The organism is Thalassobacillus sp. C254 (assembly GCF_001310615.1).
This window is the reverse complement of the sequence record NZ_BAXQ01000006.1, coordinates 135,482-148,378: the sequence shown is the minus strand read 5'-3', so window position 1 is coordinate 148,378 and position 12,897 is coordinate 135,482. Positions and strand designations below refer to the sequence as shown.

Here is a 12,897-nt window from a genome sequence, read left to right as displayed (position 1 = left end):
GGCTAAGTGGTGAAAGGTTTTGATAACTATTATTTCCTTTCTTTGTTTCTCAACTAATCAGTATTATAGGGACTTCACTGCATGTATACCCATTACTTATTCTGCATTCATTAATTCATAAGCAATAACCTAGAGTGTTTTTTGTTTTTCTTGCAGGACTGTATGTACTTCTAAATCACAAAAAAACCAGGAACGCCTCTTTGGTCCCCGGTTTTGCCTTATTCGAATTACGCTTTGTGGAAAAATCCCTTATCTTTTATCCAGGTCGTAACTTCACTGTAATGCTTTCTTTTTCCTGCTGGCATTTCCTTTTTGGGGTAGCCGAGATAGAGGAAGGCAAGCATTTCACCTTTTTCAGAGAGTCCGAACAGTTCATTAATCCTTGTATTGTAGCACGCTTCGCCTGTTCGCCAGAAGACTCCAAGCCCAAGGCTATGGGCGGCTAAAAGCATGTTTTGAATAGAAGCATAGACAGCGGCGTGTTCTTCTTTCGCCATTACCCTTGACTTTTCACTCGGTTCTACTCCCACGGCAATGATAACAGGAGCCTAAAGGGGTTTGCCTTTACTCTTTCTAATTTCTTTTTGTTCGTTTCACTTTCCGGGTCTTCCATTTCTTTAGCAGTAATTTCCGCCAGGACCTCGCCTAACGGTTCTCTGGCAGTTCCCGTTAATACAAAATAACGCCAGGGCTCTGTTCTATGGTGATTTGGAGCCCACGTACCGGCCTCTAAAACTTTTTCGAGTAATTCTTCTGGAACAGGTTTATCAGAAACTAACCCATTGCTCCTTCTTGTCTCAATTGCCTTTAAAACATCCAAATGAGACACCTCCTGTTTGAGAGTAATAATATCTTTCTCTTATACCTTATACGGCAGGGGGACCAAACTTTCCATTATGAAAATCACGATATGCTTCTTTAATTTCATCCATCGTGCTCATCACAAAGGTCCGTAAGGTACAATCTCTTCCCTGATCGGTGTACCTGAGTAAACAAGAACCTTTGAACGCCTGCTGTTTGCCTTCATAAAAAGATCACTCTCATTATTTTCATTCCCGTTTTCTTTAAAAGTTAAGGTTCCTGCTCCATGTTTTTTTAAATTTACAGGACTCTCTCCAAATTCTATGTCACCTGAAAGGACATAAACAAACGCATTATGAGTTTCAGGCAATTTATGAGTATAAGAGGCTCCCTCCGTCAGAGTGATTTCAGACATGGTGATTGGAACTGCCGATTGCAAAGGACCAGTTACACCGGCAACATCTCCGGAAAAAACTTTTACTGTTCCTCCTTGAAAAGAAACTACGGGAGCATCTTCAGCGTAGACATTTTGATAGGACGTTTCAGAATGACGAAGATCTCTTGGGAGGTTTAACCACAACTGCAGGGTATGAGCAATATCATTGCCCACTGCTTCCTCTGCATGCCTGGCCGACCAGCCCGCATTCATATACTGCATATCCCCCGGCTCTAAAATATCTCTTCCACCTCCGTTATCAATGTGTTCAAGCCTGCCGTCGATCACATAGGTGACAGTTTGAAATCCTCTGTGCGGGTGGTCTGAAAACGCCCTCTTTTAAACCAATCCTCTGCCATTAAGATAAATGGATCAAAGTCTGCCCACCTATCGACTGGCAGCACCCATCCTTTCTGTATGAAGGGAAAGCTTGCTTCTTCATATTTCACATACCAGTGATCCTTTATATTTCTTTGAACAGCTTCACTCATAATGACACTCCTTTGTCTTTATATATAGTTTTTATATATAGTTGCTACAACAACTATATAGGGTGTAATAATACTTTATCAAGCTTCCAGGCCTGATAAATAGGTGTTCTTAAAAATACAGCTGTGCTTATCTAGAGTTCATCACACTTACTAAATTAAAGCAAACCTTTTATTTCACCCACGTTTTCCTGTTATCTTCTGTCATATAGGTCTTAGTGCTTTGTATTACTCACACGTCTTTCCAGTTACATTTTCCTACGTAAATAAGGATATCCTCCTTCTCTTCCTCGAAAGAATTGACACTTCTAAAATGATCCAATTATTCTGAACTTGAAGATACACTAGTAATTCTAATGAAGGAGAGATGCAGATGAAGCGAACCTTAATAAAAAATGGACTGGTCTTAAACTCTAAGTACGGAACCTTGGAAGAAAAGGATATTCTCATTGAAGGAAAACATATTCAAGAAATACGGCCCGTAATTGACGATATTGATGTTACAGAAGAAATTGATGCACGGAACATGATTATTGCTCCAGGCTTTGTAGATACACACCGTCATGTATGGGAATCATTGATTCGCCACATTGGCACTGATTGGTCTCTGCAAACCTACTTAGAACGTATTTATTTTAATAACCTGGGTTCCCGCTTAACACCTGAAGACAGCTATCTTGCTAATCTATGGGGTTCCTTGGAGGCCCTTGATGCGGGTGTTACCACCCTTTTAGATTACTCCATGCTGGAAACCCCGGAGCACGCCGATGCGTGCATTAAAGGTCTGCAGGATGCAGGTATTCGCGCAGTATTTGCTCACGGAACTTCGGGTCACAATGAATATTGGTCAAGAGACAGCGAAAAAAGACATCCTGTTGATAGCAGGCGAATTAAGAAGGAGTATTTCCAGACAAATGACCAGCTTCTTACTATGGCTCTAGGAGTTCGAGGTCCGGAATTCAGCTCCTGGGAAACGGCCGTTGATGACATTCATCTGGCCAGGGAGTTAGACTGCATTTCTTCTATGCATATTGGCTTTGGGACATGGGGTCCTCATGATCGCTCTATAGAAAGACTGTATCACGCTGATTTATTAGGACCCGATATTAATCTTGTTCATGTAAACACTGTCATGCCTCATGAATACAAACTTATTGGTGAAACTGGTGCGTCTGTTTCTGTAACACCTGAAGTGGAAATGATGATGGGACACGGATACCCTGCCACTGGACGCGTTTATGAGAATAACGGCCTCGTAACTCTAGGAGTGGATGTAGTCGTTTCTACTGCCGGCGATATGTTTTCTCAAATGAAATTCGCACTCCAGGCTGAAAGGGCTCTTCAAAATGAAAAGCTTCTAGAAAGAGGAGAAATGCCGGGAGACCTTCCCCTTTCCACAGCCGACGCTTATACTTTTGCTACAGCTAACGGGGCGAAAGCTCTGGGGTTAGAAGAAAAGACCGGAACTCTTGAAGAAGGGAAAGAAGCTGACCTTATCTTTATCAACCCCAATTCTTTTAATTTGCATCCCTTAAATAACGAAATTATCGGGGCTATTGTCCAGAGTGCCCGACCTGAAAATATTGATTCTGTTTTCGTAGCCGGTACCCCTGTAAAAAGAAATGGCAAAATGTTAAAGGGAAGTGACCCAACCTTCAAAAGGCAAGTGGAATCAGCCAGCGAGGCAATTTTTAACCGTCAATACAAAATGACACGGTAAATCTGACACGTGGAAAATAAAGCAGGAGTTGTGAATAGGATCGTTCCCTTTTCCCACTCCTGCTTTTGGCTTCTAAATATATTACACTTCAATGATAATAGGCAAAATCATCGGCTTTTTCTTCGTTTGCTGAAACAAGTGCTTCCCAGCGGCTTTTCTGACCTGTTGTTTGATTACATTCCATTCACTTCTATCTTCTTCTTTCATGTTGCTTACAGTCTTTTCTATCAGCTTATTTACATCCTTAATAAGCTCGTCAGAATCTTTCATGTAGACAAAGCCTCTGGAAATAGTGTCAGGGTCTGAGACCAGCTTCTTTTCAGTCTTACTCATTGTTAGCACGATAACAAGCATTCCATCTTCAGAAAGCTGTTTCCGGTCACGAAGGACAATGTCTTCTACATCGTCAAGACCGATACCGTCTACATACGTATTCCCTGCAGGTATTTTTCTCGTTGAACGGGCTTCCCCATATTGAATATCCACGATCTCACCGTTACCCATGACAAATGTATGGTCTTTTTGAACACCGACAGATTCAGCGAGCAATCGGTGATGGTGAAGCATCCGATGTTCCCCATGAATCGGGATAAAATATTTTGGCTTAAGGAGAGTGAGCATTAACTTTAAGTCCTCCTGATACCCATGCCCTGAGACGTGCATCCCCGAAGAGCTTCCCGTTCCATATATCACATGTGCTCCAAGGGTAAATAAATTATCAACTATCTTGCTGACACTTCGTTCATTTCCCGGAATAGGCCCCGCCGCAAGAATCACTGTATCTCCAGCAAAAATCTCCACATCCCGAAAGTTCCCGGTAGACAGACGCGATAAAGCGGCTAACGGTTCTCCCTGACTTCCAGTACACAAAACAGCAACCTTCTCAGGTGGAAATTCGTGTACCTCCTTTTTATCAATTAACATCCCATCGGGCACATCTAAATACCCTCGCTCCATAGCAACATTTACGACGTTTACCATGCTTCGTCCAAGGAGAGCCAGTTTACGATTCGTTTTCCGTGAAGCATCCACAACCTGTTGAACACGGCTTACATTTGAAGCAAAGGTGGAGAGAAAAACTTTTCCTTCCGCTTTCATAAATACCTCTTCCACATTTTCTCCTACAATCTGCTCTGAAGGGGTCGATCCAGGACGCTCTGCGTTTGTGCTTTCAGAAAGCAAAGCCAGAACTCCTTCCATGCCGATGTCAGCTATTTTGTGAAATTCGGCGTGTTCGTCCATGGCCGGCGTTAAATCAAACTTAAAATCCCCGGTATGTACGACATTTCCTTCTGGAGTTCTAAACACAATACCCAAACAATCAGGAATACTGTGAGTCACTTTGAAAAAGGTTACATTTATTTCACCGATAGTAAGACTTGAATTTGAATCGATTTGGTTTAATTCCGTTTCCCGGAGAATTCTATGTTCCTTTAATTTTAATTCAATTAACCCTAATGTAAAACGCGTCGCAAACACAGGAACATTTATTTTCTTCAGGAAAAATGGGATGCCTCCTATATGGTCTTCATGACCATGGGTTACAATTAACGCTTTAACCTTTTCCTTATTTTCTACTAAATAGGTCATATCCGGAATAATTAAATCAATCCCTAACAAGCTTTCATCCGGAAACTTATTTCCACAGTCAATCACAATAATTTCATCTTTATACTCAATGGCATACATGTTTTTCCCTACTTCGTTTAACCCGCCTAAAGCAAAAATAGAGATGGCATTTTCATTAGTGCTCACATTTATCCCTCCTGACAGCATTGTTACAAGCTAGTATGCCCGGAAGAGGGATGATCAATTAAAAAAAGCGCCTGCCCTTGAAGTGGACAGACACTAAATTTCGCTATATTTCAAGTGTACTTGTAATTTCTATATCCTTAAGGGCTTGCGAAGCTAATTGATCAGCTTCCTGGTTCTTTTTTCTTGTTACAAGGGTGAATTCTGGAGTGATTCCAAGCTCTTTAATCTTTCGCTCTATTCTTTCAGCCCATGTATTTAGCGTCTCTTCCATACAAGGCCACTCTCCATTAAGCTGATTGACCACTACTTGAGAATCCCCGATAAAAGTCACTGGTAAATGGTGAACGCCCAAAAGCTCTAGTTCCTGTAAACCAAAATAAAGAGCAGCATACTCTGCTTCATTATTTGTATCAAGGTCATCAACCTGTGCGTTTTTGCGCATTCGAAATGACTTGCCGTTTTGTTCATAGTAAATTGCACAGCCAAGACCAGACTTTCGTGAACTGTGGTCAAAACCCCCGTCAAAATACACCGTTATATTATGAGGTTCCGTTTCTACTTCCTCTACATATTTTTTTATCTCTTTAATAGTCCATCTCGTTTGCAGCTGGTCAACAAAGATAACTTCTTTTACTCTGCCTGTTTTTTGCAAATCTTCAGCAATCAGCAACGCTTTTTCTACCTTCATCTCCTCTGAGGTGAACGAGGTTTCCGTCCCTTTCGGCGTTTTGTACTTCACTTCCAGACTAACCTTCATCTTGACCCCACCTTTTGTCACTTTTACTACTGTTATACCCTTTTACCTTCAGATTTAGTTTTTGTCCTGTCACTAATCAAGTTTAGTAACTTTCGCAGAAAAGATCAGTATCCCTGTGACTTTGTTGATCGTACTTTTTCACGTTTGCCAGAAAACTGTGTAGTTATGATTACACCGGCAATTACGATAAGAGACCCAAGCACCTGCATTCCCGTTATGGTTTCATCAAGCCACAAATATGCTCCTGCCATAGTGAAAACGGGGAGAAAGTTCAAAAATACAGAAGCTTTGGAGGGACTCAAAAGATCCACTGCACGATTATAAAAGACCAGAGCGATAAAAGAAGGAAAGATTCCTAAGTATAAAAGGCCGCTCACGTGACTAGAAGGATCAAAAGCAGGCACCCCAGTAACAATCCATTCAATTAGGACAATAGGTAAAAGAACAACGACTGAAACTCCTGTCATCACAAACAGAGCAGCATAAGGTGGAAAGAGATGCATGTACTTTTTTACAAAGATTGTGTAGACAGCCCACGTGATAATGGCTCCAATCATAATGACATCACCAATGTTCCAGGCCATGGCTGTTATGCCAAATATCCTGCCATCCAAAACCACCCATACCGCTCCAAAAAAAGATAAGAAAACCCCAATCCACTGAACACCTGCCAATCGTTCCTTCAGCATAAAGGCGCTTAAAATAACCGTGGTTACTGGTATCACTGTTTCAAGGACAGCGACATTGGTAGCGGTAGTAAATTGCAGGGATCCATATATAAACGTATTAAAAAAAGTAACACCAGTTAATGTCATAATTAAAAAAGGCTTTTTATATTTCCAGAACGTCATCCGGTATTTCCAGGCGGTAAGAAATCCAATCGGAACTAAAACAATAAAAGCCACTAACAAACGAAAGAACGCAATTGTGAAAGGCGGCAGATCATTCATTGCTTTCCCAACAAGAATGTTGCCAGCGTAAAAGATGACAACAAGTATCATTAATATGTATGGATAAATTAGAATTCTCCTCCTTTAAGAAAGAATAGACAAGCTCTACAATAACATGCCTTGTACTTTTCATACACTTCCCTTTTCATATAAAATGAGAGGCACCTTGTAAAAAACAAGAACTATAAAAGGTGGGATGGTAAGCTGTAAAAAATATTTCAAGGAAAAGACATGCAAAGCGTTGAACATATAATGTACGAGTATAAGTTTTGGTCTAGGTTACACTCACTAATTGTCCTTATTAAACAATACAGAACGAATGAAAGAAAGGGTTACTGCCATGGATCAACGTATCCTCTCAAGCTTTCGGATTGGATGGTTATTACTTCGCGCTGTTGCTGTGCTTTCTTCAAGTGTTGCAACAATTGTCTCTACCATGCTTCCTTTATTTTTGTACTATACCATTTCAAACGGGTATTTATTGTTCATGTTTCTTTTTTTAACCTTCTCTGCTTTTTTGATTCACGGGGTCCTCACGCATGCTTTGAACGACTACACTGATTTCCAGTCTGGCACTGACCAGCACAGCCCGGCTATATTATCGGGGGGAAGCCGCATAGTTCAGAATGAACTGGTGCCGCCTAAAACACTTTGGCTAGTAGGGAAGTGGCTCGCCATTATTCTTATATTGCTTGCTTTACTCCTTGCCTTATTTTCTTATTACAGATTGTCTATTTTATTAGTGATAGGGGTGTGGGCAGCAGCTTCCTATTCTCTTCCGCCTCTTCGCTTAAGCTATCGGCCTTTTCTTGGGGAATGGCTTAGTTTATTTATTTCTATCCTTTTTCTTGGTTTTGCCGGTCCGTGGCTGATTCTCGGAGAAATCCCTTTATGGGCCTGGCAGAATGCTGTCATTAATGCCTTGTTTTGCTTAGCCTGGGTAATGGTTCACCATATTCCTGATCTTGAAGCAGACAAAAAAGCTGTCCCGCAAAAAAGAACCAGTGTCGTATGGTTTGCCGAAAAGTTCGGCCTGTACTATGCACGTATTCCTGCCCTGCTTTATCTATTTGCGTCGGGTATCAGCATTTTCTGGCTTGGAAGCGACCGTATAGGAGCGGCATTGGTTCTCCTTGTTACTGTTTCCATTGCTGCGTTTCTTGTATTGAAAATGAACGTAGAAAATCATCACCAAGTCTCTTATTTTGAGAAGATCATGCTGCTTCTTGCTATGATCACTGCAACAGGCTTAGGCCTCTTTATTTAAGTACACGGTATGCTTCAAGTCATCTTACCAACGGATAGAGAAATGTAGAGCTCTCAAAGAAAAATGAGAATGAAAGAACCCCCGTCTTTTAATAAAAACGGGGGTTCCTGTGTTGTGTTTTCTTCTATTTACTTTTCCTTACGTTCCGCAATAAGTCCGGTAAGGACGTCCTGAAGGTGCAGGCAGCGTAGTGTATTCATCCTGTTCCGGGGAATAAGCATAAGGGTCTGCTAGAACATCAAGAAGCTTTTCCATTACGCTGTATTCTTCATGTTCCACGGCAGCTTCAAGCGCCTCTTCCACCCGATGATTACGCGGGATGACAGATGGGTTGCTTTTTCTCATTACCTCTTGAATAGAGTCTTTTGAAACCTCTTGCCTGCTGACTCTTTCCTGCCACTTTTCATGCCACTTACTAAAGTCTTCAGCATCAAATAGACTTGAGCCCTCCAGCTTGCCTAACGTTAAAGCCCTAAATGTATTCGTGAAGTCAGCTTCATGCCTCTGCATGATAGTAAGGAGATTTTCAATGAGAGACTCATCTTCTTCCTCTTTACTAAATAATCCTAGCTTTGACCTCATTCCTTCGAGCCAGTTTTGCTTAAAGAGCTCAGGAAAACGAGAAACCTCATCCTGGGCAAGACTCACAGCCTGTTCCTGGTCTTTCTCAATCAACGGCAGCAAGGTTTCAGCAAACCGTGCGAGATTCCAGCCGGCAATTGGCGGCTGATTGCCATAGGCGTACCGGCCCCCAACATCAATTGAACTGAATACCGTTTCCGGATCATAGGCATTCATGAATGCACAAGGGCCGTAATCTATTGTTTCTCCACTTACAGTCATATTGTCTGTATTCATTACTCCGTGTATAAAGCCAACAAGCTGCCACTTTGCTATCAAGTCAGCTTGACGCTCGACTACTCTTCCAAGCAAGGATAAATAGGGACGGTCATGTTCTTTTATACCTGGGAAATGCCTCTCTATTGCATAATCGGCTAACGCCTGCAAATCTTCAACCGATGTCCCCTTGGCTGCATATTGAAAGGTTCCTACTCGGAGATGACTGGAGGCTACTCGGGTTAACACAGCTCCTGGCAGGATATTTTCCCGGTACACCGGTTCACCTGTGGTGACAACTGCTAAACTTCGATTAGTAGGCACTCCTAGCGCGTGCATCGCTTCACTCATAATATATTCTCTCAGCATCGGTCCAAGGCCCGCTCGGCCATCTCCCCCGCGAGAGTATGGGGTTCTACCTGAACCTTTAAGCTGAATATCAAACCGCTCTCCTGATGAAGTCATCTGTTCTCCCAGGAGCAGGGCCCGTCCGTCCCCCAGCATGGTAAAATTTCCGAATTGATGACCAGCATATGCCTGGGCTAGAGGATTTGAACCTTCAGGATCTCATTACCAGCAAACAAGGCTGCTCCATCGTCACTCTCCAAGGCTTCTGGTTCCAATCCTATTGATTCTGCAAGTGAGTGATTAAAAATGACAAGCTTAGGTGAACGAACCGGGTCAGGTTCAAGGCTGCTAAAAAACAATTTAGGCAGACGGGCATAACTGTTGTCTAAATTCCAACCTGCTTCTGTAATGTCTTTTCTCTGTGTCATCCTATCTCCTTTTCTTTATTTGACTTAGTCGTTCATTTATAAACATGTAGATACGCTACTAAAGACATTAACCTTTTTAATGTCTGCTTTTCCCATTTTGATATACCTTCACACAACTTGGATAACATTTCCTGCTTTACATTGTACATTACCTTCAGGACATTTAACATTAATAAAGCTTATGCTTTGACTCCCTGTTTTGTTTTTCCGTCACAAAAAAGTGCCAGCTGCTTACCTGGCACTTCAAGAATTGATTTACTCATTTTCAGAACCCGTTTCAGCACCTGACAAAGGCAGAGTCAGCTGAACGGTGGTCCCTTTAGATTTTTCACTCTCATAATTGACTGTTCCTTTCATTTGTTCGATAATGCTGCGTGTCACCATAGTACCAATCCCGCTTCCTGTTTCCTTCGTCGAATAAAAAGATCCAAGCTGGCTGATCTGGTCTCTTGTCATCCCCGGTCCTTCATCTGTTATGCTTATGATTACTTTTTCTCCTTTGTTTACAGCCTTTACCTCTAACGTCCCTCCCTTGATTCCATGGCTTCTACCCCGTTTTTTATAATATTGATCAATGACTGCCTCAACTTCTGTGAATTCCCCTCAATCTTTCCATCCGTGTTGATGTCAGTAATAATATTTACCCCGAATCTCATAGCAAAAGGTTTCATTATTTCTACAGCATAATTGACTTCTTCCTTTACGAGTAGTGATGTTATCTCATCAGTATGTTTGGATAAGCTTAAATAGTCAGTTATAATGCCTTCCGCCCTTTTTAACTCCTCCAGAACTATCGACACATACCACTCTTTTTTGTTGGTATCTACTTTTTCATTCCCTAACAGTTGAACAAACCCCTGAACTGTCGTGAGCGGGTTTTTTACCTCATGTGCGACAGTACTGGCCATTTCACTTAGTACTTTAGATTTCTCTAATTGAATATAGTCTTGACGCAATTGAGCATTTTTTCTTTATTTTTTCCAGAAAGTAAGTAACCAGAAGTATAAACAAAAGCTGCATCGCAGCCAGGTCTGCAATTGTAAGAAACTCTAAAGAATCTATCGGTCTGAGCATTCTAATGTTTGCAGTAAATATAAATAAGTAAAACACATGGATGAACGTAATGAAGAATGCTTTGTGCTTTAACGATCCCTTAACAAAATAAGGGTACACAAACCACAGGAATATATAGAGGAGGATATATGGAACAGTAACAAGCGTGATATGTTCATAGGGAAAGAAAACAATTCTCATAAATCCATAAATAAAAAACAAGATCAGCCCACTTTCGGTCCTAAAAATAAAAAACCTATTATCATAGGAACAAGCCTGAGATCAAAGCGGATTCCCTCATGTATCTCAATGGGAGTAAACAATGTAATGAGCAGTAAAACGGAAAGAGCCACTATCAAGAGAGGTTCTGGTATCGTATGCTGCTTAAACGGTTGATCAAAATAGAAAAGCACGTATAAAAATAAAGGCAAAATTAATAAGAGAAGATGTAATAGAAATAATAGATGAGCGTCTATGACAAGTGGCAATGTCATGGTGTTCACTTCCTTTTTATGCATGCAATGTATATTCAGTATACCGCGTTTAAAAGGAAATTTATTTACTTTTTTCTAATAAATGTCTCCATATTTTTGTTACACTTAAAATAAAAGAAGAAATGGTTATATTTCACAGAAACTCTCCCATAAAAAAATATAGCAGGAAGCCGGAAATAGGCATCTCCTGCTTTTTTGCATTAAAGGGGCGCTTCAAAAAAATCTTACTCTCAGGGTTGTTTTTGGGAAGAAATCTTTTATCATTTCATATTTTATAAAATAGCTAAGCTTAGAAGAAAATGAGCGGAAACTTGATTATTGTAATTCCAATATTCTTTTAGCGTCACTTAGCTGAACTATCGAAAACAAACAGATAGAGTTGTTGAGAAAATGAAGGAGCATAACAAACTGCGAGAAAAGATACATAGGCAACCTTCTTAATCCTGCTCTCTTGCAAAAGGCGGTGAATAGACTTGATACACAACTTTTCCAGCCCGTTATTGTTGTTATCCTTATTTTTGCTTGTCAGTTGTACCTTGGATAATAGTGAAGAATTTTCCGCAACGGGGAATGGAGTACATTGGAACATAGAGATGGAATATTATTTTAGCGAGAATGATGAATTTGAAGAGTACGGAATAGCTACCTATAAGTCTGATGAACCTATTCATTCCCTTTCTTATGAATTTCATTACCCTGCATCTCAAAGCAGAGGTTCTTCAGGAGAACGTAACGAAATAGAGGAGGGAACCTCAGAATTCAGCCTAGGGGGCAGCGGTGGAAGCGGCGGGACTACTGCCCAGAGTGTAAGGTCTTTTCAAGAAGGCATAAATGAAACAAGCGTCACGCTTTCGTGGGAAACCCCCAAAGGAGAGAAGGAAGAAACGATCTCCCTAAAAGTTGATTGATATCAAAGAAGCAGGGTTCTGTCTTTGAAAAAGTCGCCCATTCCCTTACTATTAAGGAAATGAGCGACTTATAAGGTTTAACTTTATTTTTCCTCGTTAGTTGAGTAATTTCTTTTCAAGAATGATTTTGTGTAATCCTTTTTCGTCAATATAAGTATCAGTAACATCAAACCCTTTCTTTATATTCAACACTAACATACTACGCCATTTATTCATTGTTTTTGTTTGAATAACACTATAACCCTGTTCCTTTATATATCGATGTTGTTTTCCATTAACTCAGAAGCAATACCATGTTTTCTATAATTTTATCCACCCCACCTAACCAACTTATAAAATTTATTCTTATCAAGTTCATACCCAATCTTATAACCAATTACCTTTGTACCGTCCATCGCAATAATAACTAATAATTTTTGTTTACTTCTCATTTTGGTAATCAAATCATCTGAAGTGCCAAAAATATTTTTATGTAAATCTACTATTCCAACTAAAACTTTCTCTTCAGGTAATGAGTTAAAAATAGTAGAGTAATCAATACTCAATTGTTTCCCCCTACTGTAATAACTAAATATTTAATTTCCTTACGACAAGCTTAAACAGAATTGTCTCGTTGCTTCAATAAGAGAAAGGCGAAAACCTTATTAAGCTGTCG

The 12,897-nt window shown here is 40.5% G+C and carries 12 protein-coding genes and 2 pseudogenes; 3 read left to right on the top strand and 11 right to left on the bottom strand.

Translation table 11 applies throughout. The features are described 5' to 3' along the window. Nucleotides 1–227 precede the first annotated feature (227 nt). The 3 genes and pseudogenes from JCM19033_RS25410 to JCM19033_RS08500 form a co-directional block, all read right to left on the bottom strand. The gene (locus JCM19033_RS25410) at nucleotides 228–530 is read right to left on the bottom strand and encodes a nitroreductase family protein (protein WP_269758080.1); all 303 of its coding nucleotides are present in this window, start codon (nucleotides 528–530) and stop codon (nucleotides 228–230) included. Then, entirely contained in the window at nucleotides 521–820 is a 300-nt protein-coding gene (locus JCM19033_RS25405) for a nitroreductase family protein (RefSeq protein ID WP_269758079.1), read from the bottom strand. Before JCM19033_RS25405 ends, JCM19033_RS25410 begins: the two co-directional genes overlap by 10 nt. A 46-nt stretch (nucleotides 821–866) precedes the next feature. Then, nucleotides 867–1,728 (bottom strand): annotated as a pseudogene (locus JCM19033_RS08500) (pirin family protein). 370 nt (nucleotides 1,729–2,098) lie between these two features. Here JCM19033_RS08500 and JCM19033_RS08495 point away from each other — a divergent pair. Next, nucleotides 2,099–3,445 carry an amidohydrolase family protein gene (locus tag JCM19033_RS08495; RefSeq protein WP_054635988.1) on the top strand — a complete coding sequence of 449 codons (1,347 nt, stop codon included), beginning with the start codon at nucleotides 2,099–2,101 and terminating at the stop codon, nucleotides 3,443–3,445. An 81-nt stretch (nucleotides 3,446–3,526) separates the two neighbouring features. On the opposite strand, the gene JCM19033_RS08490 is transcribed toward JCM19033_RS08495, so the two are convergent. From JCM19033_RS08490 to JCM19033_RS08480, 3 genes are all read right to left on the bottom strand, one after another. Next, nucleotides 3,527–5,200, bottom strand: a complete 1,674-nt coding sequence (locus tag JCM19033_RS08490) for a ribonuclease J (RefSeq protein ID WP_054635987.1) — start codon at nucleotides 5,198–5,200, stop codon at nucleotides 3,527–3,529. Nucleotides 5,201–5,303: 103 nt separating this feature from the next. Continuing rightward, on the bottom strand, nucleotides 5,304–5,957 hold the full coding sequence (locus JCM19033_RS08485) for a ribonuclease H family protein (RefSeq protein WP_054635986.1): 654 nt from the start codon (nucleotides 5,955–5,957) through the stop codon (nucleotides 5,304–5,306). Between the two features lie 104 nt (nucleotides 5,958–6,061). After that, nucleotides 6,062–6,958, bottom strand: coding sequence for a DMT family transporter (locus tag JCM19033_RS08480; RefSeq protein WP_054635985.1), 897 nt, complete (start codon nucleotides 6,956–6,958; stop codon nucleotides 6,062–6,064). A 268-nt stretch (nucleotides 6,959–7,226) separates the two neighbouring features. On the opposite strand from JCM19033_RS08480, the gene JCM19033_RS08475 reads away from it, so the two are divergent. Further along, nucleotides 7,227–8,174, top strand: coding sequence for a prenyltransferase (locus JCM19033_RS08475; protein ID WP_269758078.1), 948 nt, complete (start codon nucleotides 7,227–7,229; stop codon nucleotides 8,172–8,174). 138 nt (nucleotides 8,175–8,312) lie between these two features. Here the strand turns inward: JCM19033_RS08475 and JCM19033_RS08470 are convergent. From JCM19033_RS08470 to JCM19033_RS08450, 4 genes and pseudogenes are all read right to left on the bottom strand, one after another. Beyond that, nucleotides 8,313–9,787: pseudogene (locus JCM19033_RS08470) on the bottom strand (YdiU family protein). A gap of 255 nt (nucleotides 9,788–10,042) precedes the next feature. Beyond that, on the bottom strand, nucleotides 10,043–10,264 hold the full coding sequence (locus JCM19033_RS22065; protein WP_269758083.1) for an ATP-binding protein: 222 nt from the start codon (nucleotides 10,262–10,264) through the stop codon (nucleotides 10,043–10,045). A gap of 41 nt (nucleotides 10,265–10,305) precedes the next feature. After that, nucleotides 10,306–10,743 carry a HAMP domain-containing sensor histidine kinase gene (locus JCM19033_RS08460; protein WP_054635982.1) on the bottom strand — a complete coding sequence of 146 codons (438 nt, stop codon included), beginning with the start codon at nucleotides 10,741–10,743 and terminating at the stop codon, nucleotides 10,306–10,308. Between the two features lie 321 nt (nucleotides 10,744–11,064). Beyond that, a complete protein-coding gene (locus tag JCM19033_RS08450; RefSeq protein WP_054635980.1) occupies nucleotides 11,065–11,334 on the bottom strand; it encodes a LytS/YhcK type 5TM receptor domain-containing protein in 270 nt (89 codons plus the stop codon). Nucleotides 11,335–11,807: 473 nt separating this feature from the next. On the opposite strand from JCM19033_RS08450, the gene JCM19033_RS08445 reads away from it, so the two are divergent. After that, complete coding sequence (locus tag JCM19033_RS08445) at nucleotides 11,808–12,242, top strand: hypothetical protein (RefSeq protein ID WP_054635979.1); 435 nt, start codon at nucleotides 11,808–11,810, stop codon at nucleotides 12,240–12,242. A 308-nt stretch (nucleotides 12,243–12,550) separates the two neighbouring features. Here the strand turns inward: JCM19033_RS08445 and JCM19033_RS25400 are convergent, their stop codons facing one another. After that, the gene (locus JCM19033_RS25400; protein WP_269758077.1) at nucleotides 12,551–12,787 is read right to left on the bottom strand and encodes a hypothetical protein; all 237 of its coding nucleotides are present in this window, start codon (nucleotides 12,785–12,787) and stop codon (nucleotides 12,551–12,553) included. Nucleotides 12,788–12,897 lie beyond the last annotated feature (110 nt).